At 70.9% G+C, this 23,568-nt stretch carries 23 protein-coding genes and 1 pseudogene; 18 read left to right on the top strand and 6 right to left on the bottom strand.

Annotation, left to right across the window (positions count from 1 at the left end):
- Positions 1-474: 474 nt before the first annotated feature.
- Positions 475-927, top strand: a complete 453-nt coding sequence (locus E6J59_17010; protein ID TMB17300.1) for a hypothetical protein — start codon at positions 475-477, stop codon at positions 925-927.
- Positions 928-1,093: 166 nt separating this feature from the next.
- Here E6J59_17010 and E6J59_17005 read toward each other — a convergent pair whose 3' ends face one another.
- Positions 1,094-1,942 (bottom strand): SMP-30/gluconolactonase/LRE family protein, encoded by an 849-nt coding sequence (locus E6J59_17005; protein TMB17299.1) that lies wholly within the window; start codon positions 1,940-1,942, stop codon positions 1,094-1,096.
- Positions 1,943-2,141: 199 nt separating this feature from the next.
- Here E6J59_17005 and E6J59_17000 point away from each other — a divergent pair, with 199 nt between their 5' ends.
- The 3 genes from E6J59_17000 to E6J59_16990 all read left to right on the top strand — a co-directional run bounded on the left by E6J59_17000 (position 2,142) and on the right by E6J59_16990 (position 3,814).
- Entirely contained in the window at positions 2,142-2,591 is a 450-nt protein-coding gene (locus E6J59_17000) for a hypothetical protein (protein TMB17298.1), read from the top strand.
- Positions 2,592-2,780: 189 nt separating this feature from the next.
- Positions 2,781-3,398, top strand: a complete 618-nt coding sequence (locus E6J59_16995; protein TMB17297.1) for a pilus assembly protein — start codon at positions 2,781-2,783, stop codon at positions 3,396-3,398.
- Complete coding sequence (locus tag E6J59_16990; protein TMB17296.1) at positions 3,398-3,814, top strand: pilus assembly protein; 417 nt, start codon at positions 3,398-3,400, stop codon at positions 3,812-3,814. Before E6J59_16995 ends, E6J59_16990 begins: the two co-directional genes overlap by 1 nt.
- Positions 3,815-3,893: 79 nt before the next feature.
- On the opposite strand, the gene E6J59_16985 is transcribed toward E6J59_16990, so the two are convergent.
- On the bottom strand, positions 3,894-4,907 hold the full coding sequence (locus E6J59_16985) for a DsbA family protein (protein TMB17295.1): 1,014 nt from the start codon (positions 4,905-4,907) through the stop codon (positions 3,894-3,896).
- Between E6J59_16985 and E6J59_16980 the strand changes: the two genes are divergently transcribed.
- The 4 genes from E6J59_16980 (at position 4,906) to E6J59_16965 (ending at position 8,172) form a co-directional block, all read left to right on the top strand.
- Positions 4,906-5,391 carry a peroxiredoxin gene (locus E6J59_16980; protein ID TMB17294.1) on the top strand — a complete coding sequence of 162 codons (486 nt, stop codon included), beginning with the start codon at positions 4,906-4,908 and terminating at the stop codon, positions 5,389-5,391. The two genes, E6J59_16985 and E6J59_16980, sit on opposite strands and share 2 nt — an antisense overlap.
- Positions 5,392-5,404: 13 nt before the next feature.
- Positions 5,405-5,770 (top strand): exosortase system-associated protein, TIGR04073 family, encoded by a 366-nt coding sequence (locus tag E6J59_16975; protein ID TMB17293.1) that lies wholly within the window; start codon positions 5,405-5,407, stop codon positions 5,768-5,770.
- Positions 5,771-5,839: 69 nt separating this feature from the next.
- Complete coding sequence (locus tag E6J59_16970; protein ID TMB17292.1) at positions 5,840-7,528, top strand: hypothetical protein; 1,689 nt, start codon at positions 5,840-5,842, stop codon at positions 7,526-7,528.
- Positions 7,529-7,536: 8 nt separating this feature from the next.
- Entirely contained in the window at positions 7,537-8,172 is a 636-nt protein-coding gene (locus tag E6J59_16965) for a class II aldolase/adducin family protein (protein TMB17291.1), read from the top strand.
- Between the two features lie 53 nt (positions 8,173-8,225).
- On the opposite strand, the gene E6J59_16960 is transcribed toward E6J59_16965, so the two are convergent.
- On the bottom strand, positions 8,226-9,842 hold the full coding sequence (locus tag E6J59_16960) for a HAMP domain-containing protein (GenBank protein ID TMB17290.1): 1,617 nt from the start codon (positions 9,840-9,842) through the stop codon (positions 8,226-8,228).
- Between the two features lie 227 nt (positions 9,843-10,069).
- Here E6J59_16960 and E6J59_16955 point away from each other — a divergent pair, with 227 nt between their 5' ends.
- On the top strand, positions 10,070-11,299 hold the full coding sequence (locus E6J59_16955; GenBank protein ID TMB17289.1) for a hypothetical protein: 1,230 nt from the start codon (positions 10,070-10,072) through the stop codon (positions 11,297-11,299).
- A 60-nt stretch (positions 11,300-11,359) separates the two neighbouring features.
- Here the strand turns inward: E6J59_16955 and E6J59_16950 are convergent, their stop codons facing one another.
- Complete coding sequence (locus E6J59_16950) at positions 11,360-11,869, bottom strand: DUF1993 domain-containing protein (protein ID TMB17288.1); 510 nt, start codon at positions 11,867-11,869, stop codon at positions 11,360-11,362.
- Between the two features lie 163 nt (positions 11,870-12,032).
- On the opposite strand from E6J59_16950, the gene mtnP reads away from it, so the two are divergent.
- From mtnP to E6J59_16915, 7 genes are read left to right on the top strand one after another with little or no spacing between them, the layout of a single operon-like run.
- A complete protein-coding gene (gene mtnP, locus E6J59_16945; GenBank protein ID TMB17287.1) occupies positions 12,033-12,893 on the top strand; it encodes an S-methyl-5'-thioadenosine phosphorylase in 861 nt (286 codons plus the stop codon).
- Positions 12,890-13,798 (top strand): sugar kinase, encoded by a 909-nt coding sequence (locus tag E6J59_16940; protein ID TMB17302.1) that lies wholly within the window; start codon positions 12,890-12,892, stop codon positions 13,796-13,798. The genes mtnP and E6J59_16940 overlap by 4 nt, the downstream gene beginning before the upstream one ends.
- The gene (locus E6J59_16935; GenBank protein ID TMB17286.1) at positions 13,795-14,748 is read left to right on the top strand and encodes a glycosyltransferase family 2 protein; all 954 of its coding nucleotides are present in this window, start codon (positions 13,795-13,797) and stop codon (positions 14,746-14,748) included. Before E6J59_16940 ends, E6J59_16935 begins: the two co-directional genes overlap by 4 nt.
- 11 nt (positions 14,749-14,759) lie before the next feature.
- Complete coding sequence (locus tag E6J59_16930) at positions 14,760-15,809, top strand: cytochrome c (protein ID TMB17285.1); 1,050 nt, start codon at positions 14,760-14,762, stop codon at positions 15,807-15,809.
- A 50-nt stretch (positions 15,810-15,859) separates the two neighbouring features.
- Complete coding sequence (locus E6J59_16925; GenBank protein TMB17284.1) at positions 15,860-17,185, top strand: UDP-glucose/GDP-mannose dehydrogenase family protein; 1,326 nt, start codon at positions 15,860-15,862, stop codon at positions 17,183-17,185.
- Between the two features lie 6 nt (positions 17,186-17,191).
- The gene (locus tag E6J59_16920; GenBank protein TMB17283.1) at positions 17,192-18,133 is read left to right on the top strand and encodes an SDR family oxidoreductase; all 942 of its coding nucleotides are present in this window, start codon (positions 17,192-17,194) and stop codon (positions 18,131-18,133) included.
- Positions 18,130-19,059: an SDR family oxidoreductase gene (locus E6J59_16915; GenBank protein TMB17282.1), complete on the top strand. Its 930-nt coding sequence runs from the start codon at positions 18,130-18,132 to the stop codon at positions 19,057-19,059. The genes E6J59_16920 and E6J59_16915 overlap by 4 nt, the downstream gene beginning before the upstream one ends.
- Positions 19,060-19,130: 71 nt before the next feature.
- Here the strand turns inward: E6J59_16915 and E6J59_16910 are convergent, their stop codons facing one another.
- The gene (locus E6J59_16910; protein ID TMB17281.1) at positions 19,131-19,871 is read right to left on the bottom strand and encodes a CPBP family intramembrane metalloprotease; all 741 of its coding nucleotides are present in this window, start codon (positions 19,869-19,871) and stop codon (positions 19,131-19,133) included.
- 98 nt (positions 19,872-19,969) lie between these two features.
- Between E6J59_16910 and E6J59_16905 the strand changes: the two are divergent.
- Positions 19,970-20,404 (top strand): annotated as a pseudogene (locus E6J59_16905) (GTP-binding protein).
- A gap of 171 nt (positions 20,405-20,575) precedes the next feature.
- Here E6J59_16905 and E6J59_16900 read toward each other — a convergent pair.
- The gene (locus tag E6J59_16900; protein TMB17280.1) at positions 20,576-21,916 is read right to left on the bottom strand and encodes an adenylate/guanylate cyclase domain-containing protein; all 1,341 of its coding nucleotides are present in this window, start codon (positions 21,914-21,916) and stop codon (positions 20,576-20,578) included.
- A 513-nt stretch (positions 21,917-22,429) separates the two neighbouring features.
- On the opposite strand from E6J59_16900, the gene lepA reads away from it, so the two are divergent.
- The coding region (gene lepA / locus E6J59_16895; GenBank protein TMB17301.1) for an elongation factor 4 at positions 22,430-23,568 on the top strand (1,139 nt) is incomplete at its 3' end.

The following is a 23,568-nucleotide window of genomic DNA, read 5'->3' as shown; positions in this document are numbered from 1 at the left end:
CCCATTGCAGTTGCTCTAAGCGCGTAGCCTCTCGCCCGTCGCCGTCGTCGCTGAGGACGGCGGTGCGGACTGAGTCGCGAGCGCGATTCACCGCCGCGAAGGCGGGGTGGGGAGGACCCGCACGGCAACCGGCACGTCGGGCGCGGGACCAAACCGTGCGGGGCGCGACGCAGAAGTGCCGGCGCGGTGTGCGCGTAACGCCCGACGCCATGGTCCCGTGTCGGCCGCGTCAGGCTTTAAAAGGACAGCGTGACGGCTCCTCGCGGGTTCAAATTCGGCCGAGCGGAGCGGCAATCCGCTGACGCCCTCCTGGCACCAGAGTCGGCCGGTGCCCCGCCCTGCACGGCCCCGATTTCACACCGGATTCTTCCCTGTCGCTCCTGTCGGGCGTCCGCACCCGTCCGGGAGGCACGGGCGTTGCACTCGCGAGAGCCTCCAGAACGGCGACCTCATCACGAAGGTTACCCTCGCCGAATGAGGCCGCGGAAGAGAAAGGAAGGAATGCTCATGTCGTCTCGCTTCTACAGGAAGTCCCGGCTGCTCGCGGTTGGCGCGCTGGCGATTTCAGCACTGGCCGCCCGCCCGGCCCTGGCGGGAGGGACGAGGACTACAACCTCCTACAAATGCGCGGCCGCCCCGAGCCCGGTCACGAACGCCGCCACGTACACCGTCTCGGGCTCGGGTTTCCCGCCTGGCATGGTCGTCAACGTCTACATCAAGGACAAAATATCGACGTGGATAGTATATGGGGGGCTGTACGCTGGGGGCACGGTTGCGGCTAACGGCACGTTCAGCCTCGGGCCGATCGTGAGCACCGTATTCTACCCCTCCAATCTTGGGACAAAGACCTCCAGTAAACTGCCGCCGGCCCGTCCAAAGCAGACGGAAAGGCACTGCCCACACCACTGCGCCGCGTCTCGACGCTGAAGCCCAACCGCCGTCCTTGCCGCCCGACCGCCTCGGGCACGACGGTCGCCATTTGCTCCGCTGGGCGCGCGGCGTCGATGCGCGGGCGGTACCGGATGGCATTCAAAGCGACTCCATCAGACTGACCGGCGGTCGTGATGCGCGCCTCGGTCGAGGATCGGCTCCCTCAGGGCGAGCCCGCCCCAGGCGCGTCCACGGCCGCCGCGAGGATCTGCGCGCCGCGTTGCGCCCGCGCCGACGCCCGCGGGATGGCCGTCGCCGCGAGGACGAAGAGCGTCCGCCGGTCGACGCCACCGAGCATACACGCGATGACGTGCCGGTCTGCGGCCACGCGATCCGTGACGGCGCCACCCTCGCGGACCCGGATCGCCTCCTTGGTGAGGGGGGAGGCGACCCAGATGGCGCCCGCCGCGTCGAGGCAGATACCGTCGGGGAACACCCGCTCGTCGAGCGACGCCCAGGTGCGCCGCTCCGCGAGCTGGCCGCCGGCGGCGATGGTGAAGGCCGTCAGCCGATGCGCGAACGTCTCGGCGACGATGAGCGTGCCCCCGTCCGGGGTGATGACCATGCCGTTCGGAAAGGCGAGGTCGTCGGCCGCGGGCTCGACGCGGCCGTCGGGATGCACGAGCCCGAGCACGGCGGGGGTGAACGTCTCGCCGGCCTCGTAGTCGTAGCCGAAGTTGCCGACGTAGGCCCGGCCGTCGGCGTCGACGACCATGTCGTTGCAGTGGAAGGTGGCGAGGCCGGAGAGATCGGCGTGCACGACGAGACGGCCGCCCTCGAGACGCAGGAGCCGCCGGTCCGTCATCGAGACGACCAGCAGCCGGCCGTCGGGGAGCCAGCCGAGACCCGAGGGCTGCGTCGGCACGTCGACGATCGGCTCGACGATGCCGTCGGGCGTCACGGCGACGACGCGGTCGCCGTGCATGTCGGAGACCCACAGGCGGCCGTCGCGCCAGCGCGGTCCCTCGAGGAAGTGGAAGCCGTCGGCCACGACGCGAGCGCTGACGACCATAGGCGGTCTCCAAGAAGCACGTCGGGCCCATCCCCGGCAAGCCGTGACCGACGGCGGCACCCGCGTGAAGACCGGCGTTGAGCCACTTTGACCCATGGGCATGTGCTGCCCGTGCCCCTGGCACACTCTCCTCCCCGTCCGCCGCGGCTCCCCGTACCGGCACGTACCTTGCGTCCGGCACGGCGCCGGGAGGACGTCGATGGGGCAAGCGTTGCAGGCGAGTCATTCCAAGGTGCGCGTCGGGCGTAGGTATCTCGAGCACGGCTTCCTCGACGCGGCGATGCGGCTCTTCTGCCGCAACGCGATCCTGGTCGAGAAGCGCGACTGGAGGCTGCTCGTCGAGCGTCTGATGGAACGGAATCGGGTGCCGGACGCGATGTTCGTGTGCGAGGTTGGAAATGTCCCCGTGCCGCGCGAGCAGCTGCTCGCGCTCGGTGACGGCCACCTCCGGCGGAGGGCCTTCGAGTCCGCCGTCCGCTTCTACGAGCTCGGGGACGCGGATCGGGAGCGTTGGTCCCTGGTGGTCGATCTGCTGACCGCGTCTCCCGACCAGGAGCGCCGCGCCATAGCGATCGCGGAGCGGCACCTCGTCGGCGACGGGCCGATCGTAGAGCTACGCGCCGCCGGTGGCGACCCGTACGGACGTTGACCACCTGGGCAGCGTCAAGACCATGCCGGAGCGACAGACATCCTTGCACGGCGGTGATTACCGGGCATCCTCCCGCGAGGCGCTCGAGTCGGGTTTCCCGAGCCCTCTCGGCGGCACGGGCCTTGCAGTGGGGAAGGCGTCGCGACACCCGCAAAACGTCACACCCTGCTCCCTCCGGACCGTCCCGGCATGCCTGCCATGGGTGACGGGACGGCGCATCGAGCGGAAGGTGGCGGCGGAAGGGATCGGGGCATGAGGGACCATCGACGCAGCGTCGGACACGGCTTCGCCGAGATCCGGTCCGAGGGAACGCGCCTGAGCCGCCGTGACCGATACGCCGGGCGACGCCGGGGTCAGTCAGTCGCGGAGATGGCGCTGGTGCTCCCTATCGTGCTCCTGCTCTTCATCGGCGTCCTCGATTTTGGCCGCGTCTTCTATGCCGCGATCGCGATCTCGCACGGTGCGCGAGCAGGCGTGCAGTATGGCGCTCAGAACAACACCAAGTCCGGCGACTTCGCCGGCATGCGGCAGGCGGCCACGGATGCCCTGGGCGATGTGAGCAACCTCACGGTGACCGCGTGTCGGTATTGCCGGTGTGCGGATGGGACGGGTTCCTGCGCCAGCTGCCCCGCCGACAATGCCGATCTGTGCGCCACCGGGTCGGCCTGTCTCAACAGTTGCCCGTTGGATGCGCCGCAGGTGTTCGTCCAGGTGACCGTCGACAAGGTGTTCACGACGCTCTTCCCCTACCCGGGGATCCCCAAGACGACCGACATCAACCGGCGGGCGATCATCCGGGTGCAGTGATGGCGAACGGTAACGCACGGCAACGTCTCGAGAGGGCGCAAGCCGGCCAGTCGCTGGCGGAGCTGGCGGTCGTCCTGGTGCTGCTTCTGTTCCTGACGTTCGGGATCATCGACGCCGGTCGATTGATCTTCGCGTACAACATGGTGTCCTCGAGCGCCAGGGACGGAGTGCGCTGGGCGGTGGTACGCGGGTCCGCCAGCGGCCAGGTGGCCACTGCGGACGACATCAAAACCTTCGTCAAGAACAGGATCGTCGGCATCCCGGTCGACGTCACGGTGACGTGGAATCCCAACAATGACCCCGGCGGCAGCGTGGCGGTGAAGGTGCAGAGCCAGTGGGCCCCGAGCGTGCTCTTCCCGATGGTTCCGACGAGCATCACGCTCGCCAGTACCTCGCAGATGGTGATCTCCCGCTGAGGGCGGGTCGCGGACCGCGCGCTCGGGCGGACGGGCCGCCGGGGCAGCGCAGGCCGCCCGGGCGACGCGCGTCCAGCGCTCACTTCGCCGACGCGAGCTCGTCCTCGATGACGTTCTTGAAGCTGTCGAAGGGCTGCGCCCCCGACACCAGGCGGCCGTTGATGATGAAGCCGGGGGTGCCCCGCACGCCGACCGAGCTGCCCTCCTGCATCTGCGCGTCCACCGCGGGGGCGCTCTTCTGGTTGTCGAAGCAGTCGGCCCACTTGGTCATGTCGATGCCGGTGTCGGCGAGGTACTCGGTGGCCTTGTCCTTGACGTTGTCCTTGCTGATCTGCCCCTGGTTCTCGAAGAAGCCCTTGTAGACCTTCCAGAAAGCCTCCGGGCTCTGCTGCTTCGCGCACTCGGCGGCGACGGCGCCGGGCTTGGCCCAGGGATGGAAGGGCAGGGGGTAGCTCTTGTAGTAGAAGCGGACCTTGTCGCCGTACTGCTTCAAGACCTCGTTCTCGATCGTGGCGTAGCCCCTGCTGCAGAACGGGCACTGGAAGTCGGAGTACTCGACGATGGTCACCTTGGCGTCGGCCGGGCCCTTGACCGGTTGGTCCTTCAGGTCGATCTTGGCCATGATGGCCTTCGCGGGATCGACGGTCACGTCCTCGACCGTGCCGAAGGCCACGAAGTGGCCGTCGGGCGACGTGACGAAGGTGATCTTCTGCGCGCCCGCCCCCTCGCCGATCTCGAGCGTCCCTTCCCTGGCGCCCTTGATGCTCGAGTCGTGGAGCCCCGTCACCGCCAGCTTGGCACTGGGCGGCAGGTTGTTCTTCTTGCGGTAGTACTTGACAAGCTGCTCGGTATCGGTGTTCTCGCTCGGGGTCGGGGCGGGTGCCGAGCCGCACCCTGCCGCCGCCAGCAGCGCGCCGAGCATCAATAGGCCTCTCGCACCCATGGACTCCTCCTCTGGTCGGTCTCGGCCGACTCGGGGGGCATAAGTGCCCGTCCGCGCGCGCGGCGTCAAGGGCGCCCGGGCCCGTTGCCGCCGCTGCCGCCGACCGCTACATAGAGGGCCCGTATCACCATTCCTCCAAGGAGGCGACATGGCGGTCAAGGTTGGCGACACACTCCCGCTCGACCTGAAGCTCAAGGAGATGAAGGACGGAAGTCCGAAGGACGTCGCGCTGGGCGAGGTCTTCAAGGGCAAGAGGGTCGTCCTCTTCGCCGTGCCGGGCGCCTTCACGCCCACCTGCTCCATGAAGCACCTGCCCGGCTTCGTCGCCGAGGCGGCGAAGATCCGCGCCAGGGGCGTGGACGACATCGTGTGCGTGGCGGTGAACGACGTCTTCGTCATGGACGCGTGGGGGAAGTCGTCGGGAGCGGCGGGCAAGGTCCGCATGCTGGCCGACGGCAACGGGGAGTTCGCCCGCGCGATGGGCCTCGAGCTCGACGCGAGCGGCTTCGGCATGGGCAAACGTTCCCAGCGCTACGGCATGGTGGTGAAGGACGGCAGGGTCGAGCAGCTCCACGTCGAGCCCGGGCCCGGGCTCAACGTGTGCAGCGCCGAGTCGATGCTCGCGAAGCTCTAGGAGGGCGCTCACCATGGCACGCTCGCTCACCCTCGCAGCGCTTGTTCTTCTCCTCGCCTCGCCCGCCGGGGCACAGACCGCCACCCGCAAGTTCGGGCGTGGGCTCGCCGGCATGACGACCTCGGTCCTGGAAGTGCCGGGCAACATCGTGGCCGAGAGCCGCGCGCGCGGCTACGGGGAGGGCATCCCGCTGGGCTTCGCTAAGGGTCTCGGCATGATCATCCCGCGCACCCTGGTGGGCGTGTGGGAGTTCGTCTCGGCGCCCTTCCCGGTCCCCGCGGACTACCGACCGATCCTGAACCCCGAGTTCCCGTGGGGCTACTTCGAAGGCGGGCGGCCGGAGACTCCGGCCCCGACGCGGAAGAAGCCGCACCGCTGACGCCGCGGCCCGGGACGGCAACCCCGCGCCCTTGGCGGCAGGGGCCCCGACCCGCTACAAGAAGTCTGGATGGCCGACCTCGTCGTCCGGGGCGCGCTCCTCTGCGACGGCAGCGGCCACGAGGCCGCCCGCGGCGACCTCGCCGTCGCCGGTGACCGCATAGCGGCCGTCGGGCACGTCGGTGAGCGCGGCGCGCGCGAGATCGACGGCGCCGGCCTCGCCCTCGCGCCCGGATTCATCGACGTCCACACCCACTACGACTGCCAGCTCTTCTGGGACCCGCAGGCGAGCCCCTCGCCGTGGCACGGCGTCACGACCGTCGTCATGGGCAACTGCGGCTTCACCATCGCGCCCTGCCGCGAGGCCGACCGCGAGACGCTCATGCAGCTCCTCCTCTTCGTCGAGGGCATGCCGATCGAGACGCTGCGCGCGGGCATCGCGTGGGCGTGGGAGGACTTCGCGGGCTACCTGGGTGCGCTCGAGCGGCGGGGCGTGGGGCCGAACGTCGCGGCCTTCATCGGCCACTCGGCGGTCCGCTACCGCGTCATGGGCCGGGCCGCGGTCGAGCGCCCGGCGACCGCCGAGGAGTGTGCGCAGATGGCGGCCCTCGTCCGCGACGGCATGGCCGCGGGCGCCATCGGCTGGTCGACCTCGCTCTCGCCGACGCACTTCTTCGGCGACGGGACGCCGGCGCCGAGCCGGCTCGCGGACGAGGCGGAGCTCCTGGCGCTGGCTCGCGCGCTGGCGGACCTGGGGCGCGGCGTGATCGAGATCGCGCCGCGGACGACCATCGGACCTCCCGCCGACAAGGCCGAGGAGCAGCGTTTCTTCGCCGAGCTGGCGCGCGCGAGCGGGACGGTAGTGTCGTGGGCGCCGCTCCTCGACAACCCGTTCGCGCCCGGGAGCGCACGGAAGATCATCGAGGAGTCGGCCGAGTTCCAGGCAGGGGGCGTCCAGGTCGTACCCCAGGTCGGCTGCCGCCCCCTCGAGGTGCGCTTCGACTTCACCGAGCCCGCCTTCTACCTCGAGCAGAATCCGTTCTGGCGGCCCATCATGGCGAAATCGCGCGACGAGCGGCGACGACTCTTCGCCGACGCCGAGTTCCGGGCAGAGCTCGGCCGGCAGACCGGCTTCGTGGCCGCGCTCGCGCAGGGCTGGGACCGCCTCGTCCTCCGTCTGGCCGCGAGCGAGGGCCTGCGGCACTGGCAGGACCGCAGCGTCGCCGAGATCGCGGCCGCCCAGGGCCGGACGCCGCTCGACGCCTTCTGCGCCCTCGTGCTCGAGGACGACCTCGCGACGCAATGGGGTGTGGTCCTGATGAACCACGACGAGCGAGCCGTCGCCGAGCTGATCCGGCATCCCGCCGGCCTCCTCGCGCTCTCCGACGCGGGCGCGCACGTCGACACGCTCTGCGACCAGGGCTTCACCACCTACCTCCTCGGCCACTGGGTGCGGGAGCTGGGCGCGCTCGCGCTCGAGGAGGCGGTGCGCCTGGTCACCTCCGTGCCGGCCGAGCGCTACGGGCTCCGCGGCCGGGGTCGGCTCGCGCCCGGCTACGCGGCGGACCTGGTGCTCTTCGATCCCGCGCGCGTCGCAATGCGTCCCACCGAGATGGTGTACGACCTGCCGCGCGGCCAGCGGCGTCTCCTCCAACGCGCCGAGGGGATCGTCGACGTGTTCGTCAACGGCGTGCCCGTGGTCGCGGACGGCGCGCCGGCCGGCCGCCGCCCCGGCCGCGTCCTGCGTGGCGGCGGCTGAGGGCCGCGATGCGCACCGATGCCGAGGCGAAGGAGCAGATCATCCAGATCACGAACGAGCTGTTCGCGATGGGGCTCCTCACGCCGACCGGCGGCAACGTGAGCGCACGCGCGGCCGACCCCGAGCTCTACTGGATCACGCCGAGCCGCATGTACAAGGGCGGCCTCACGCTCGAGGACCTGGTCTGCATCAAGCCCGACGGGACGGTCTGCGAGGGCACGAGGCAGCCCTCGGTCGAGTACCAGATGCACTGGGCCTCCTACCAGGCGCGTCCGGACGCGACGGCGGCCGTCCACACCCACGCGCCCGTCGCCACCGCCTTCGGCATCACGAACCAGTCCTTCCCGCCGATCAACACCGACGCGATCTTCCTCGCGGACACGAAGATCGTGCCCTGGTACATGCCCGGCTCGAAGGAGCTGGCCGACGCGGTCGGCGAGGCGCTCCGGGCGAGCCGCGGGACGATCCTCCAGTGCCATGGGCTGATGACTGTCGGGAAGACCATGCGCGACGCCGCGACGCGCGCCATGATGCTCGAGGAGACGGCGAAGATACTCCTCTACTGCAAGCAGTTCGGCGGGGAGCTGACCCTGATCCCGAGCGAATGGGTCGAGCGCCTGGCGGCGGTCGCGGAGTTCGTCTAGCTCTCGCCGACGCCGGGGAGCACGGGACGAGGTGCGCAGGCGCCGCTGAAGCGCTACTTCGCGGCGGAACGCGCTGCGAGCGTCCCGGACACGCGCCTGCGCCGCGGCAACCTCGCCACGTAGCGCGTGACCTCGTCGAGGGCCACGACCCCGGCCGGCACGGTCTCGGGGGCGGGAGCGCCCGCCGCTCGAAGGCGGCAAGGGACGTCGATCCGGAACGCAGAGCCCTCTCCGATTCGGCTGGTCACGGAGACCGTCCCGCCGAGCGCGGTCACGAGCTGCTTCACGATGCTCAGCCCGAGCCCGACACCGCCGGTGCGGCGGGTGCTGCTCTCGCCGACCTGGTGGAAGGCGTCGAAGACAGTATCCAGGTCCTCGGCCGGGATGCCGGGGCCGGTGTCACTGACCTCGATCACGACCCAACCGGGGCCTTTTCCCGCGTGCGCCACCACGGCGACCCTTCCCGCCTCCGTGAACTTGACCGCGTTGTCGACCAGGTTGTGAACGATCTCCCGCAGCTTCACGCGGTCGGTCTCGAACATGGGGAGGTCCGGCTCGACCGTGACGGTGAGGCCGAGGCGCGGGTTGCCGAGCCGGCCCGTGCGGAGGGTCTGGATCTCGGTGAGCAGCGGGGCCAGGGCGAAGCGCTCGACGTGGAACGATATCTGGCCGGAGCTGAGACGCGCAAAGTCGAGCACGCTGGTGATCAGCTCGAGCTGTACCCGTGAGTAGCGCTCGATGGCGGCGATCATCTTCGCCTGCTCCTCGTCGAGGTGCCCGCCCGTCCCGTCGGTCAGCATCTCGACGTAGCCGATGATGACGTTCAGTGGCGTGCGCAGCTCGTGCGAGATCGTGGCGAGGAACTCGGACTTGAGCCGGTTCGCCCGCTCCAGCTCCACGACCTTCTCCTCCAGCGCAGCCCGACTGCGGGTCAGGCTCTCGACCATCGCGTTGAACGACTGGGCCAGGCGGCCGATCTCGTCGTGCGTCGGCACTTCCACCTTGGCGTGGAGGTCGCCGCGCGCAATCGCATCAGCCGCGGAGGCGAGGGCCGTGAGCGGTCGGCTGATGGCGCGCGTGAGCAGGACCGCCGCCAGGACGGCGACCAGGGTGAAGAGTACGGTGAAGAGGGCGGCGGTGGTGACGGTGCGGTGCTGCAGCGCCTGCAGCGACTCGAGCGAGATGCCAACGGCGACCGTCCCGGCCCGCCCGCCCGCGACGAGCGCCGCCGGCGCGTGGAGCTGACGCGCGCGTGGCTCGGCCACGAGGATCGGCGCCTGGAACTCCCAGAAATCGGCACCCACCGGAATGGGACCGGCCGGCGCGGCGGCCGCCGCCGGCGTCGCACCGGTCGGCGGGTTCCCGGTCGAGACGAGGAGCAACCCGTGCCGGTCGAAGAAGCGGGCGTAGCGCACACCGCTGCGCGTTCGGGCCTGGTCGGCCAGCTCGCGGAGACGGTCGACGCGGCCGGTGAGGATCGTGGCGCCGACCTCGTTCGCGAGCTGCGCGCTCGCGTTGCGACCGGTCTCGATGAGGTGCTGGCGGAGGTGGTCGAGGCCGCGCTGCGCCAGGATCCAGCTCTGGACGATGCACACGAGCACGACGAGCGCGGAGGTGGCGAGCCCGAGGCGGGCCCCAAAGCCGAGAGGAGGGAGGGGACGGATCCGCACGGAGCCGGACTAGGCAGCAACGAGCATGCCGGGGGGCTCCTGCAGGCAGTGCCGTAGAGGGCCCCGGCACCGTCATCTTCTTGTCATTACGCCATGCGCGTGACGAGGCATTCGCGCCGGCGGACGGGCGGATTCTTCCGCTCCGAGTCTGAACGACCGGGAGGCACCGGGCATGGTTCTTGCCACGTGGTCGGCTCTCCAGGGCGAGAATGCATAGCCCGTCACGATTGTCGCTGCTGTCGCTGCTCGTCGTTGCCCTCGCCGGCGCGTGCGGCTGGCGCTCGGGCTTCCAGCCCTTCGCGCCCGGACCCGACACCTCCGCGCGCCCCGTCGGCCTCATCACCACTGGCGCGGCGTTCGCGCGCGCGGGGGTGCGCCAGCGGGTCGCGGAGGCGTTGCAGCGGGCGAGCCGGCGCCGCGTCGTCCTCCTCGACGCGCCGGTCTCGGCGCGCGATGCGGCGGTGAAGGACCTGGCGGCCCGGCTGATCAGGGAGAACCCGTCCATTGCCGGGTACGAATGGCGGGAGCCCCGGTGCGCGACCGGGACGGGCGTGCTGACCGCGATCACGCGCCAAGTGGACGCCGTGTACCGCGTGTCCCTCGACTACGTCGAGCGTTCGCGCCCGGCGACCGCGACGGAGACGGCGGAGCTCGGGCCGCTCGCCCGGGGCTTCCGCGCCGTCGGGCTCGCCGCGACGGGAACCGCGCGCGAAGCGACGACCAGGGGCTCGGTGGACGTGTTGCTCTTCCCCGGCCGGCGCGGCTCGCGGCCCATTCCCGTTGCGCGCACCGTCACGCAGGTCGAGCCTTCCGCGCTGACACCGCGTCCCGACATCGCGGCGCTCGCTTCCGAGGCGCTGCAGGATGTCCCGCCGTTTCGGTCGCCAGAGTGGGATACCGTTGCGCGGCGGCTGGTCGCCTCGGGCTGTCCGTTCGTGGCGCTCGCACTCGCCGACGCGGGCCTGACGTCGGCACCAGCCGGACGGGCGGTCCGGACGGCGGCACTCGCCATGATCCGCGAAGCCGCGAAGCGCCGCGTGAGGCGCGTGGACGACGACGCGGCGCACGGCCTCAAGCGGGGCGAGGCGTCCGAGCTGCCCGAGACGTCGGCCCCCGACTCGGCGGCCGACGCCGGTAGCTCCGCTGGCGGCAGCTCGGGTACCCCGGCGCCCGCGCCCGAGCAGCCGTACTCGTGCAGCACACTCTGCGGCATGCACATGATCGAGCTCTGCAACCGGGACAAGGTCCTCTGGGACTCGCACGGACGAAGATGGGAGCCCACAGCCTGCGGGACGATGCGTGAGGAGGCGTTCCTGAAGGAGTGCTACCGCCAGCAGTGGCTGGGCGGTGCCTTCCACGACGCCTGCGTGGTGCCGTGCGAGAGCGAGCAGGAGGGCCGCGATCGTCTGCTCAATCTACTCCAAGGGGCGGGCTGCCTCCGTCTCCACCCCAGCTGACGAACTAACAGGCTGCTTACCCGACGCTCGCCCCGACAGACGACGACGAGCTGGCCGGCCTCAGCCTTCCTTCGTTGGAATCGAGCCGATGTAGTCCATCTTGCCGAGGTCGACGCCGTTGTGGCGGAGGATCGCGTACGCCATCGTCGCATGGAAGAAGAAGTTCGGCAGCGCCAGTTGCACCAGGTAGTCGTCGCCGCGGAGCCACTTCCCGCCGAGCCAGGGTGGAGACACCTTCCGCTCCTCCGCTCCGGCCAGGTCCTTCGCCTGGACGGTCTCGAGGAAGCCGAGGCACTTCCGTATCCGCTGCCGCAGCTCGGCGAACGTCTGCTCCGTATCCGGGTGGGACGGCGCCGGCTTGCCGCCGAGGTACGCGGCCGCGTACTTCGCCTGGTCGCAGGCAGACTGCACCTGGCGGACGAACGGGTACTGATCCGGCGCCAGGCGGGCCTGTGCGAGCACGTCGACCTCGAAGGATTTGGCCTTCGCGTGCGCGGTGGCCTTGTCCATCCACTGCTCGAGGTTTTGCAGGGTCTTGGCGAACAGCCGGATGGCATCATCGTGGTTCATGCGATCCTCCTCTCGTGAGCATGGGACGATAGCCCACGGCGTACCCTGAGGCGACACGCCATCCCACCCCGATCGGGGCCAGCGCTGGCTATGCCTTGCAACCGAGCCGTTTTTCCCTACCATGTCCCGGCCGCGGCCGGCCGGCGGCCGCAGGCGGCACGGCATGGCAGAACCCACCCTCGGCGTCCTCGGCGGCAGCGGGCTCTACGACCTGCCCGGGCTCGAGGGCGTGGAGCGCGTCGGCGTCGACACCCCCTTCGGCCAGCCATCCGACGAGCTGGTGATCGGCCGCCTGGGCGGTACGCGCCTCGTCTTCCTGCCGCGGCACGGGCGCGGCCACCGCCTGCTCCCCACCGAGATCAACTTCCGCGCCAACGTCTTCGCGCTCAAGCGGATCGGGGTGGAGTGGATCGTGGCGGTGAGCGCGGTCGGGAGCCTGCGCGCCGAGATCGCCCCCGGGCACGTCGTCGTGCCCGACCAGTTCATCGACCGCACGCGCCAGCGCCAGAGCACCTTCTTCGGCCGCGGCGTGGTCGCGCACGCGCAGTTCGCGGACCCCGTCTGCCCGAACCTCTCCCGCGTCCTCGCCGAGGCGGCGCGCGCCCAGGGAGCGGCGGTGCACGCGGCCGGGACCTACGTGTGCATGGAGGGCCCGCAGTTCTCGACCCGCGCCGAGTCGCACCTCTACCGGAGCTGGGGGGCGCACGTGATAGGCATGACCAACCTCCAGGAGGCGAAGCTCGCGCGCGAGGCGGAGATCTGCTTCGCGACGCTCGCCCTCGCCACCGACTACGACTGCTGGAACACGGCGCACGGCGACGTGAAGATCGAGGACGTACTCCGGGTGCTGGCGGCCAACGTCGATCTCGCGCGGCGCACGATCGCGCGCGTGGCGGCCGCGCTGCCCGCGCGCACCGGCTGCCCGTGCCCAACCGCGCTCGACCACGCGATCATCACCGAGCGCGCCGCCATCCCGGCGAGCGTGCGGCGCGACCTTGCACCGCTGCTCCGGAGGCATCTCTGAGCGCGGACGCGATCACGGTGGTCGGGTCGGTCGCCTTCGACACCATCGAGACCCCGCTCGGCCGCGCCGAGGGGGTGCTCGGCGGCTCGGCTGCGCACTTCGCGGTCGCCGCGAGCTTCTTCGCGCCGGTCGCCCTGGTCGCCGTCGTGGGCGAGGACTTCCCCGAGGCCGAGCGCGACTACCTCGCCTCCCGCGGCATCGACCTCTCCGGCCTCGAGGTGCGCCCCGGGCGGACCTTCCGCTGGAGTGGGCGGTACCACGAGGACATGAACGTGCGGGACACCCTCGCCCTCGAGCTGAACGTGTTCGCCGACTTCCGGCCGCGCCTCTCCGAGGCGCTGCGCGCATCGCCCTTCGTCTTCCTCGCCAACATCGATCCCGAGCTCCAGGAGAGCGTGCTCGAGCAGTTCCACGACCCGCGCATCGTGGCCTGCGACACGATGAACCACTGGATCGCGAGCGCGCGGGAGCCGCTCGAGGCCCTCCTCCCGCGCGTCGACCTGCTGGTGGTGAACGACGAGGAGGCGCGTCTCCTCTCCGGCGAGCACAACGTGGCGCGCGCCGCGCGCCGCATCCTCGAGCTCGGGGCGCGGAGCGTGCTCGTCAAGCGCGGCGAGTACGGCGCCCTCCTCTTCTCGCCCCAGTCGGTGTTCGCGGTCCCGGCCTATCCGCTGGAGGAGGTCTTCGACCCGACCGGCGCCGGCGACGCCTTCGCGGGCGGGCTCATGGGCTACCTGGCCGCCACCGGCGAGCGCTCGGAGGGCGGGCTGCGGCGCGCGATCGTGTTCGGCAGCGTGCTCGCCTCCTTCGTGGTCGAGGACTTCGGCGGGCAGCGCCTGCGCACGCTCACGCGCGACGACATCGACGGGCGCTACCGCCAGTTCGTGGCGCTGACCGAGTTTTGAGCACCCCGGCGCCCGCCCTCTCGATCGTCATCCCCGTCTACGACGAGGCGGAGAGCCTGGGACCGCTGTTCACCGAGCTCGGCGAGACCCTGGCAGGACTCGACCGTCCGGCGGAGATCGTGGCGGTGGACGACGGCAGCACGGACGGGAGCTTCGAGCGGCTGGTCGCGCTCGCAAGCGGCGACCCACGGATCCGAATTGTCCGGCTGGCGCGCAACTACGGCCAGACGGCGGCGCTCGCCGCCGGCATCGAGCACGCGCGCGCGCCGGTCATCGTCTCCCTGGACGCCGACCTGCAGCACGATCCGGCCGACATCCCGCGCCTTCTCGCGCTCCTCGACGAGGGCGTCGACGTGGTGAACGGGTGGCGGAACCCGCGGCGCGACCCGTGGCTCACCCGCCGGCTCCCGTCGCAGATCGCGAACCGCCTGATCTCGCTCGTCACGGGCACGCGGCTGCACGACTACGGCTGCACGCTGCGCGCCATGCGCGCCCCGGTCGCCAAGGAGCTCCGCCTCTACGGCGAGCTGCACCGCTTCATCCCGGCGCTCGCCGCCGACCTGGGCGCGCGCGTGGCGGAGGTGGAGGTGCACCACCGCCCGCGCACGCTCGGCCACTCCAAGTACGGCCTCTCGCGCACGCTGCGCGTGCTGCTCGACCTCCTGACCGTCAAGTTCCTCTCCGGCTTCTCGACCCGCCCGATCCAGCTCTTCGGTCTCTTCGGGCTGGTCTGCGCCGCGGCGGGTCTCGGCCTCACGGCCTACCTCGGGTTCGAGCGCATCGTCCTCGGCGTGCGCCTCGCGAACCGCCCGCTCGTGCTGCTCGCCATCCTGATGGCGGTGGTCGGCGTGCAGTTCGTCTCGCTCGGGCTCCTCGGCGAGATGCTGGTGCGCACGTACCACGAGTCCCAGGCGAAGCCGATCTACCGGGTGCGCGAGGTCGTGCATTGAAGGGCGGGGCAGTGGCGCTCGCCCTGGCGGCGATGGCCGCGCCGGCGTGGGCGCTGTCCGGGCCCGAGATCTACGTGCAGGCGTGCGCCCCCTGCCACGGCGCCGACGGGCGCGGCGCGCCCGCCGGGAGCGGCATCACCGTCCCGCTCCCCGACTTCACCGACTGCGCCGTCTCGACCGCCGAGACGACCGCCAACTGGGCCGGCCTCGTGCGCCGCGGCGGCCGCTTCCTCGGCATGTCGGACGAGATGCCGGCCTTCGGCGACGCGCTCACGGAAGAGGAGATCCGCGCCGTGCTCGCCTACCTGCGCAGCTTCTGCGCCGAGCCGCGCTATCCGATCGGCGACCTCAACTACCGCCGTCCGGTCTTCGTCGAGAAAGCGTTCCCCGAGGACGAAGCGGTGCTGGGCGGCGAAATCGAGTCGGCGCGGCGCGAGCGAGGCTACACGGCCGAGATGGAGCTCGAGAAGCGGATCGGGCCGCGCGGGCAGATCGCGGTGAGCCTGCCCGCCGGGGTCGTGGATGGGCACGGGGCGCCGCTCCGCGCCGGGGTGGGCGACCTCGCGCTGTCCTGGCGCCACGTGCTGCTCGCCGCCCCGCACGAGGCCTCCCTCGTCTCCGCGGGCGTCGAGCTCCGGCTCGCGACCGGCAACCGCCGCCACGGCCTCGGCGCCGGCACGACGGTGGTCGCGCCCCAGCTCCTCTCGGGCCACGCGCTCGGGCCGCTCGTGGCGCAGACGCAGGTGCGCGCCGAGCTGCCGGCGGATCCGGCACGCGCCGACCGCCGCATGCTCTACCGCCTGGCCCTCCAGCTCCCGCTCGGCCCATACAAGAAGTGCCCGGTGCCAGCGCTCGAGTTCGAGCAGTCGCACGCCCTCGCCGCGCCCGTGCACGGCGCGACACTGCTCGCGCCGACGCTCTACCTCCCGCTCAGCCGCCGCGGCCATGTGGCGCTCGGCGCGGGCGTCGAGATCCCGGTCGCGGGCACGCGCCCATTCGACTGGCGGCTCGGCACGTTCCTCCTCTGGGAGTACCGCGACGGGCCGCTGTGGGCGTGGTGACGCGCGTCTGAATTGACTTCGCGGGAGGCCGCCGGTATGCGTGCCCGGTCATGAAAATCTGCGTCGTCGGCACGGGCTACGTGGGACTCGTCGCCGGCACCTGCTTTGCGGAGAGCGGCAACGACGTCGTCTGCGTGGACAACGTCGCGGGCAAGATCCGGGCGATCCGCGAAGGCCACGTGCCGTTCTACGAGCCGGGGCTCGAGGAGCTCATCCGACGCAACGTGACCGAGGCCCGGCTCGCGTTCTCGACCGAGCTGGCCGACGCCGTCCGGACGAGCCTCGTCTGCTTCATCGCGGTCGGCACGCCCTCGGGCGCCGACGGCGCCGCCGACCTGAGCGCCGTGATGAGCGTGGCCGGCGGGATCGGCCGCGCCATGGACGGCTACCGCGTGATCGTCGCCAAGAGCACCGTGCCGATCGGCACCGCCGAGCGCATTCGCGCGGCGGTGGCCGAGGCCACCCGGCATCCCTTCGACGTGGTCTCCAACCCCGAGTTCCTGAAGGAGGGGGCCGCGATCGAAGACTTCATGAAGCCCGACCGGGTGGTGATCGGCGCGACCAGCCAGCGCGCGATCGACCTCATGCGCGAGCTCTACGAGCCCTTCGTGCGCACCGGGAACCCGATCCTGGTGATGGACAACGCGAGCGCCGAGATGACCAAGTACGCGGCCAACGCGCTGCTCGCCACCCGCATCTCGTTCATGAACGAGATCGCGAACCTGTGCGAGCGGGCGGGCGCCGACGTCGACCAGGTGCGGCGCGGCATCGGCTACGACCGGCGCATCGGCCACCATTTCCTCTTCCCCGGCGTCGGCTACGGCGGGTCGTGCTTCCCGAAGGACGTGAAGGCCGTCATCCACACCGCGCGCCAACACGGCATGGAGTTCCCGCTGCTCGGCGCGGTCGAGGACGTGAACGAGGCGCAGAAGGGCCGCCTGGTCGAGAAGGTGGTGACCGAGTTCGGCGCCGACCTGACGGGACGGCGCTTCGCCGTCTGGGGGCTCGCCTTCAAGCCGCGCACCGACGACATGCGCGAGGCGCCGGCGCTCACCATCGTCGAGGGGCTCCTCGCGCGCGGGGCGGCGCTCGCGGTCCACGACCCCGAGGCCCTGAACGAGGCGCGGAGGGCCTTCGGCGAGCGCGTCACCTACCATCGCGTCAACTACGAGGCGCTCGGCGGCGCCGACGCGCTCCTGATCGTGACCGAGTGGAACGAGTTCCGCCGGCCCGACTTCCCTCGCATGAAGCGCCTGCTCCGCCGCCCGGTCATCTTCGACGGCCGCAACCTCTACGAGCCCGAGGTCATGCGCGAGCATGGCTTCACCTACTTCCCCATCGGGCGCGCCGCCGTGCGCGCCGCCGCGGCCTCCTGAGGTCGGATGGCGCGCATCCTCATCACCGGCGGCGCCGGCTTCATCGGCTCGCACCTCTGCGAGCGCTTCCTCGCCGAGGGCGACGACGTCATCTGCATGGACAATTTCCTGACCGGCACGCCCGACAACGTCGCGCACCTCTTCGCGGATCGCCGCTTCACCTTCATCCAGCAGGACGTGACCACCTACATCTACGTGAAGGGCCCGGTGGACGCGATCCTCCACTTCGCCTCGCCCGCGAGCCCCGTGGACTACCTCGAGCTGCCCATCCAGACCCTCAAGGTGGGCTCGCTCGGCACGCACAAGGCCCTCGGGCTGGCCAAGGAGAAGAGCGCCCGTTTCCTCCTCGCCTCCACCTCGGAAGTGTATGGCGATCCGCTCGTCCATCCCCAGACGGAGGACTACTGGGGCCACGTGAACCCGATCGGCCCGCGCGGCGTGTACGACGAGGCGAAGCGCTTCGCCGAGGCGCTCACCATGGCCTACCACCGCACGCACGGGATCGGGACCCGGATCGTCCGCATCTTCAACACCCACGGGCCGCGCATGCGGCTGAACGACGGTCGCGTGGTTCCGAACTTCATCTCGCAGGCGCTGCGTGGCGAGCCGCTCACCGTCTACGGCGACGGCGCGCAGACGCGGAGCTTCTGCTACGTGTCCGACCTGGTCGAGGGGATCGTGCGGCTCCTCCGCTCCGACCACAGCGAGCCGGTCAACTGCGGCAACCCGACGGAGATCTCGATCCTCCAGTTCGCGCAGCGGATCAAGGCGCTCACCGGCTCGAAGAGCGAGATCGTCTTCCGTCCCCTGCCGGAGGACGACCCCAGGGTCCGCCAGCCCGACATCACCCGGGCACGCAGGCTGCTCGGCTGGGAGCCCCGGGTCCCGCTCGAGGACGGGCTCAGGCGGACGATCGACTTCTTCCGCACCGTGCTGCCCCGGACATGAGGATCCTGGTGACGGGCGGGGCGGGCTTCATCGGCTCGCACGTGGTGGACGCCTACGTCGCCGCCGGTCACGAGGTGATCGTGGTCGACGACCTCTCGACCGGCCGCCGCGAGAACCTGAACCCCAGGGCGCGCTTCCACCAGCTCGACATCACCGACCCCGCGGTCCTCGATCTCGTCCGCGACGCGCGCCCCGCGGTGCTGAACCTCCACGCCGCGCAGATGGACGTCCGCCGCTCGGTCGCCGACCCGCTCTTCGACGCGCGCGTCAACATCCTCGGCACGGTGAACCTGCTCGAGGGCGCGCGCCGGGCGAACGTCCGCCGCGTCCTCTTCGTGTCCTCGGGCGGCGCGGTCTACGGCGAGCAGGAGGCGTTCCCCGCGCCCGAGTCGCACCCGACCAACCCCGTGAGCCCCTACGGCGTCAGCAAGCGCGCCGGGGAGCTCTACGCCTTCTTCTACCAGGCCGAGTACCAGCTCCCGTTCGTGGCGCTGCGCTACGCCAACGTGTACGGCCCGCGCCAGGACCCGCACGGCGAGGCGGGCGTGGTCGCGATCTTCTCGGGCAGGATGCTCCGCGCCGAGCCGGTCACGGTGAACGGCGACGGCAAGCAGACGCGCGACTACGTCTACGTCGGCGACGTGGCGCGCGCCAACCTCCTCGCGCTCGAGTCGACCGCGACCGGGCCCTTCAACATCGGCACCGGCGTCGAGACCGACGTGAACGCGCTCGCGCGCCTCCTCCTCGAGGCGACGGGCGGCCGCTCCCAGGTAGGTCACGGGCCGGCGAAGCCGGGCGAGCAGCGCCGCAGTGTCGTCGACTGCCGGCGCGCCGCCGAGGTCCTCGGCTGGCGGCCGGAGGTGTCCCTCGCGGACGGCCTCGGGCGCACCGTCGAATGGTTCCGCGAACGGGGCGGCGGCGGCTGAGCGCCGTCGTCCGGCCCGCTTCCTGTCGGCGGCGCGGACCCGAGACGGGGCGGGCGGCGCTTCAGCTAGCGCTAGCGCAGCGTCGAGTACGCGATGCCAGCCGACAAGTCCGCGATGAGGTGGACACCGATCACCGGCCACACCCGGCGCGCTCGCTGGTAGTAGACTGCCAGCACGCCGGCCACGACGGCGTAGCCCGCGACGAACGCGATCCCCTGATACAGGTGGTACGCAGCCTGGGCCGACGCGCTCGTGAGGACGATGAGCGGCGCTCGCCAGCCGAGCTGTCCGAGCCGCGTCTGCAGGAAGGCGCGCATCCACAGCTCCTCGCAGAACGGATTCACGAGCAGCAGGGCGAGGTAGGGGAGCGACAAGCGGCTTCGGAACAGTTCCATGTTGTGCGGCCGTGGGATTCGATCGAGAAGGGGCGTCCACGACCAGAGTGCGGCCATTACGAGGATGTAGGGCAGCCAGCTCGCGAGGAGCAGACCCACCGTCCTCGGAACGTCACCCCATTGCGCCGGCTTGGTGAAGTCGGCCAGACGCTCCCGGTTCGCGCGCAGGACGTAGAAGAAGAGGCCAATCAACAGGAGCTCCTGCGCCACCCTCGAGGCGAAGAGCCAGCCGATGCCCACCGTCCCGTAGCGGAGCTCGCTCGCGACGTGAGCGTAGACCGCGTTGAGCGTTGCCGGGATCGCGAACAGGCCGACGGTCACCAGGAGCTCCGCGTAGACGTCGTGCCGCGGTCGGGTCGACGCATCGCGCACCCGCCGCTCCGTCAGGGCCTCCGCGCTTGCGGCAGGTTGCGTCACGGGCGCGGTGATGGCACCCGGCGCGCGCCGACGTCAAGCGTCGGCGCCACGCTGCCTCGCTTGCGAATGGACCCCGCCACCCGTAGATTCTCCCGATTCTGGACCCCGCCGGCATCCGCAACTTCTCGATCATTGCCCACATCGACCACGGGAAATCCACCCTCGCGGACCGCATCCTCGAGGCGACCGGCGCGGTCTCGGCGCGCGAGATGTCCGAGCAGTTCCTCGACGACATGGAGCTCGAGCGCGGCATCACCATCAAGGCGCGCTCGGTCCGTCTCGCCTACCGCGCACGCGACGGCCGGGACTACGTCCTCAACCTGATCGACACGCCTGGCCACGTCGACTTCACCTACGAGGCCTCGCGCAGCCTGGCCGCCTGCGAGGGCGCCATCCTGGTGGTCGACGCCTCGCAGGGCGTGCAGGCGCAGACGCTCGCCAACGTCTACCTGGCGCTCGACCACGACCTCGCCGTCGTGCCGGTCATCAACAAGATCGACCTGCCGAGCGCCGAGCCCGAGTCGGAGCGCCGGGCGCGGGCACCCGACCCGCAGCGGCCGGAGTTGACCCGCGACTGGCACGCGGGCGCGGCGCGTGTCTGCAGGAAGGGCGCGTATCCACAGCGCTTCGCCGGACGGGTTCACGAGCGGGGCGAGGTACGGCAGTGACGACGGTGAGGCGGATTCGCATGGAATGAGCCGTGCCTACGGGAGCTCGGGTTCCTGCGAGCCTCTAACCGGCGGCCGTCCGATGCTGGCATGGCCGGTGGCTTCGGGACCGTCATGGACGGGCACATGGGTCCGCAACGGCTCCGATTTCCCCGGCACCGGCGTCGGCGGTGCGGGGGAGAACCGTAACCGTCCAGTCTGATCGACACGTCGGCGCGTCTCCTCGGATACGAGAACGCCCACACCGTGGAGCTTGGTAAGCCGCTCGATACGGGCCGCGACGTTCACCGCATCCCCGATGGCCGTGTACTCACGGCGGCGCGGCGCGCCGATGTCACCTACCACGACGGTGCCCGTGTGCACGCCGATACCCATGCGAAGCGGCGGGTCGCCACGCTGGGTCCGTTCGGCGTTGAGGCGGGCAAGCTCGGCCTGCATCGCGAGGGCGCAGGAGACCGCCCGCTCGGCGTGATCCGACTGGGCCACGGGCGCGCCGAAGTAGGCCATGATCCCGTCGCCCATGTACTTGTCGAGCGTGCCGCCGTGCGCGAAGATCGTCTCGACCATCCGCTCGTGGCACTCGTTCAGCAGCGCCACGACCTGCTCGCTGGTGAGCGCCTCGCTGAGCGCGGTGAAGTCCCGGAGGTCGCTGAAGAGGATCGTCACCTCGCGGCTCTCGCCCGCCGCGCCGGCTTCGCCGCGTTCCTCGACCCGCGCGGCGATCTGGGGGGAGAAGTAGCGGGCGAGCCGCTCCCGGCGGAGCTGTTCGCGCGAGACGCTCTGGACCAGCCGAATGGCGCGGCTGCTCGTCTCGGTGCAGAGGAGGGCCATCATGGCCGTGACGAGGACGGAGAGGAGGAGCAGCGTGATGTCGAGTCCACCCTGCGAGGCGAGCAGCGCCTCGAAGCCAGCGGCGACCGCGGCGGCGAGGTAGACGTACCTGTTCTCGAGCGCGAGCGACGCGAGGAAGAGCAGCGCGACGTAGTACAGGGGGGCATGGTAAGCGAGGGCGTCGGTGTGCAGTCCGCGCTCCTGCAGCCGTGCGATGGCCCCGCGGAGGAGGAGGAAGACGAGCGGCATGTCGACGAACGGGATGGACAGGCCGGCGAGACGGGCGAGGCGATCGGACTGGCGGCTCGCCCACCACACAATGCCTGCTGCGGCCCAGTAGGCCGCGAGGAGGCCGAGGGGAGGCGGCACCCAGCCCGCGAGGGTGAGCCGGAAGAGCAACAGCAGCGTGAGGAAGGCGGTGACGCCCTGGAGGCGGAAGGCGTTGATCTGATGGGTGCTCTGCAGCCGCTCTGCGGCGAGCCCCCGCCCGAAGGTCTCGGCGGCGCCTTCCGTCGGCCGCTCCATCAGCGGGGCGCACCCGCGCATCCGCTGGGGATGGCGACCTGAAGGTCTTGGTTGTCGCCGCGGTTCGAATCGGGCACGAGGTCGCGCCGGCTGAGGCGGCGGGCGACGTTGACGCTCGCTACGACGGCGATGCCCAGCACCGCGCTGACCCCTGGTGGATGCTTGCCTCCCGCCGAGCTACGGCTCGCTGCCTTCTCGCGACTATGGACGGAGTTCGGGTGTGCGCCACGAGACGATCGAGGACTCTCTCCCCCCGAGATGGATGCAGGGCGCATGCCGGATGTCGGCGCTCCCGCGCGCGGCTGCGGTTCTAGCACACTGGTGGTTGCGAGGCTCCCAGGCTGCAGCTTCTGGGCTGCACCGGCGCAGCCTCCGGCGGTCGGCAGCATCGCCTGATGCGCCCCGCCGGCATCGCTACCTCGCTCGTCACGATGCGGGATGGCGCCGCAAGACGAGAGGTAGGTCGCCGTCAAGCGCCGGCGCCGCACCGCTTCGCTTGCGAACGGACCGCGCCACCCGTAGATTCTCCGGATTCTGGACCCCACCCGCATCCGCAACTTCTCGATCATCGCGCACATCGACCACGGCAAGTCGACACTCGCCGATCGCCTGCTCGAGCGGACGGGCGCGGTCTCGGCGCGCGAGATGGCCGAGCAGTTCCTCGACGACATGGAGCTCGAGCGCGAGCGCGGCATCACCATCAAGGCGCGCTCGGTGCGCCTCGCCTACCGGGCGCGCGACGGCCAGGACTACGTCCTCAACCTGATCGACACCCCGGGCCACGTCGACTTCACCTACGAGGTCTCGCGCAGCCTCGCCGCCTGCGAGGGCGCCATCCTGGTGGTCGACGCCGCGCAGGGCGTGCAGGCGCAGACGCTCGCCAACGTCTACCTGGCGCTCGACCACGACCTCGCCATCGTGCCCGTCATCAACAAGATCGACCTGCCGAGCGCCGAGCCCGAGCGGGTGCGGCGGCAGATCGAGGAGATCATCGGCCTCGACGCCTCGCACGCCATCCTGGCGAGCGCCAAGGAGGGCGTCGGCACCGACGACGTCCTCGAGGCCATCGTGCGCGACATCCCACCCCCCCGGGGCGACCCCGACGCGCCCGCGACCGCCCTCGTCTTCGACTCCTGGTTCGACCCCTACCACGGCGCGGTCGTACTGGTACGCGTCGTCGACGGCCAGCTCGCGAAGGGCGGGCGCATCCGCATGATGGCGACCGGGAAGGAGTTCCTCGTGACGCGGGTCGGCGTGCTCGCGCCGCGCGCCGTCGAGGTCGCCGCGCTCGGCTCGGGCGAGGTCGGCATCCTCATGGCGGCCATCAAGGAAGTGGGCGACACCAAGATCGGCGACACCATCACCGACGCCGAGCGGCCCGCCGCCGCGCCGCTGCCCGGCTTCAGGCCCGTGAAGCCGATGGTGTTCAGCGGCCTCTACCCCGCGGAGTCCGCCCAGTACGACGCGCTCCGCGACGCGGTCGAGAAGCTCCGCCTGAACGACTCCTCCTTCACCTACGAGCCCGAGACCTCGCTCGCCCTCGGCTTCGGCTTCCGCTGCGGGTTCCTCGGGTTGCTGCACATGGAGATCGTGCAGGAGCGGCTCGAGCGCGAGTTCGGGCTCGCGCTCATCACGACGGCTCCCACCGTCGCCTACCGCGTGGTGAAGCGGAG

This window comes from Deltaproteobacteria bacterium (assembly GCA_005879795.1).
In the GTDB taxonomy this organism is placed as follows: Bacteria; Desulfobacterota; Binatia; order DP-6; family DP-6; genus DP-6.
This window is presented reverse-complemented; position numbering and strand designations above follow the sequence as displayed.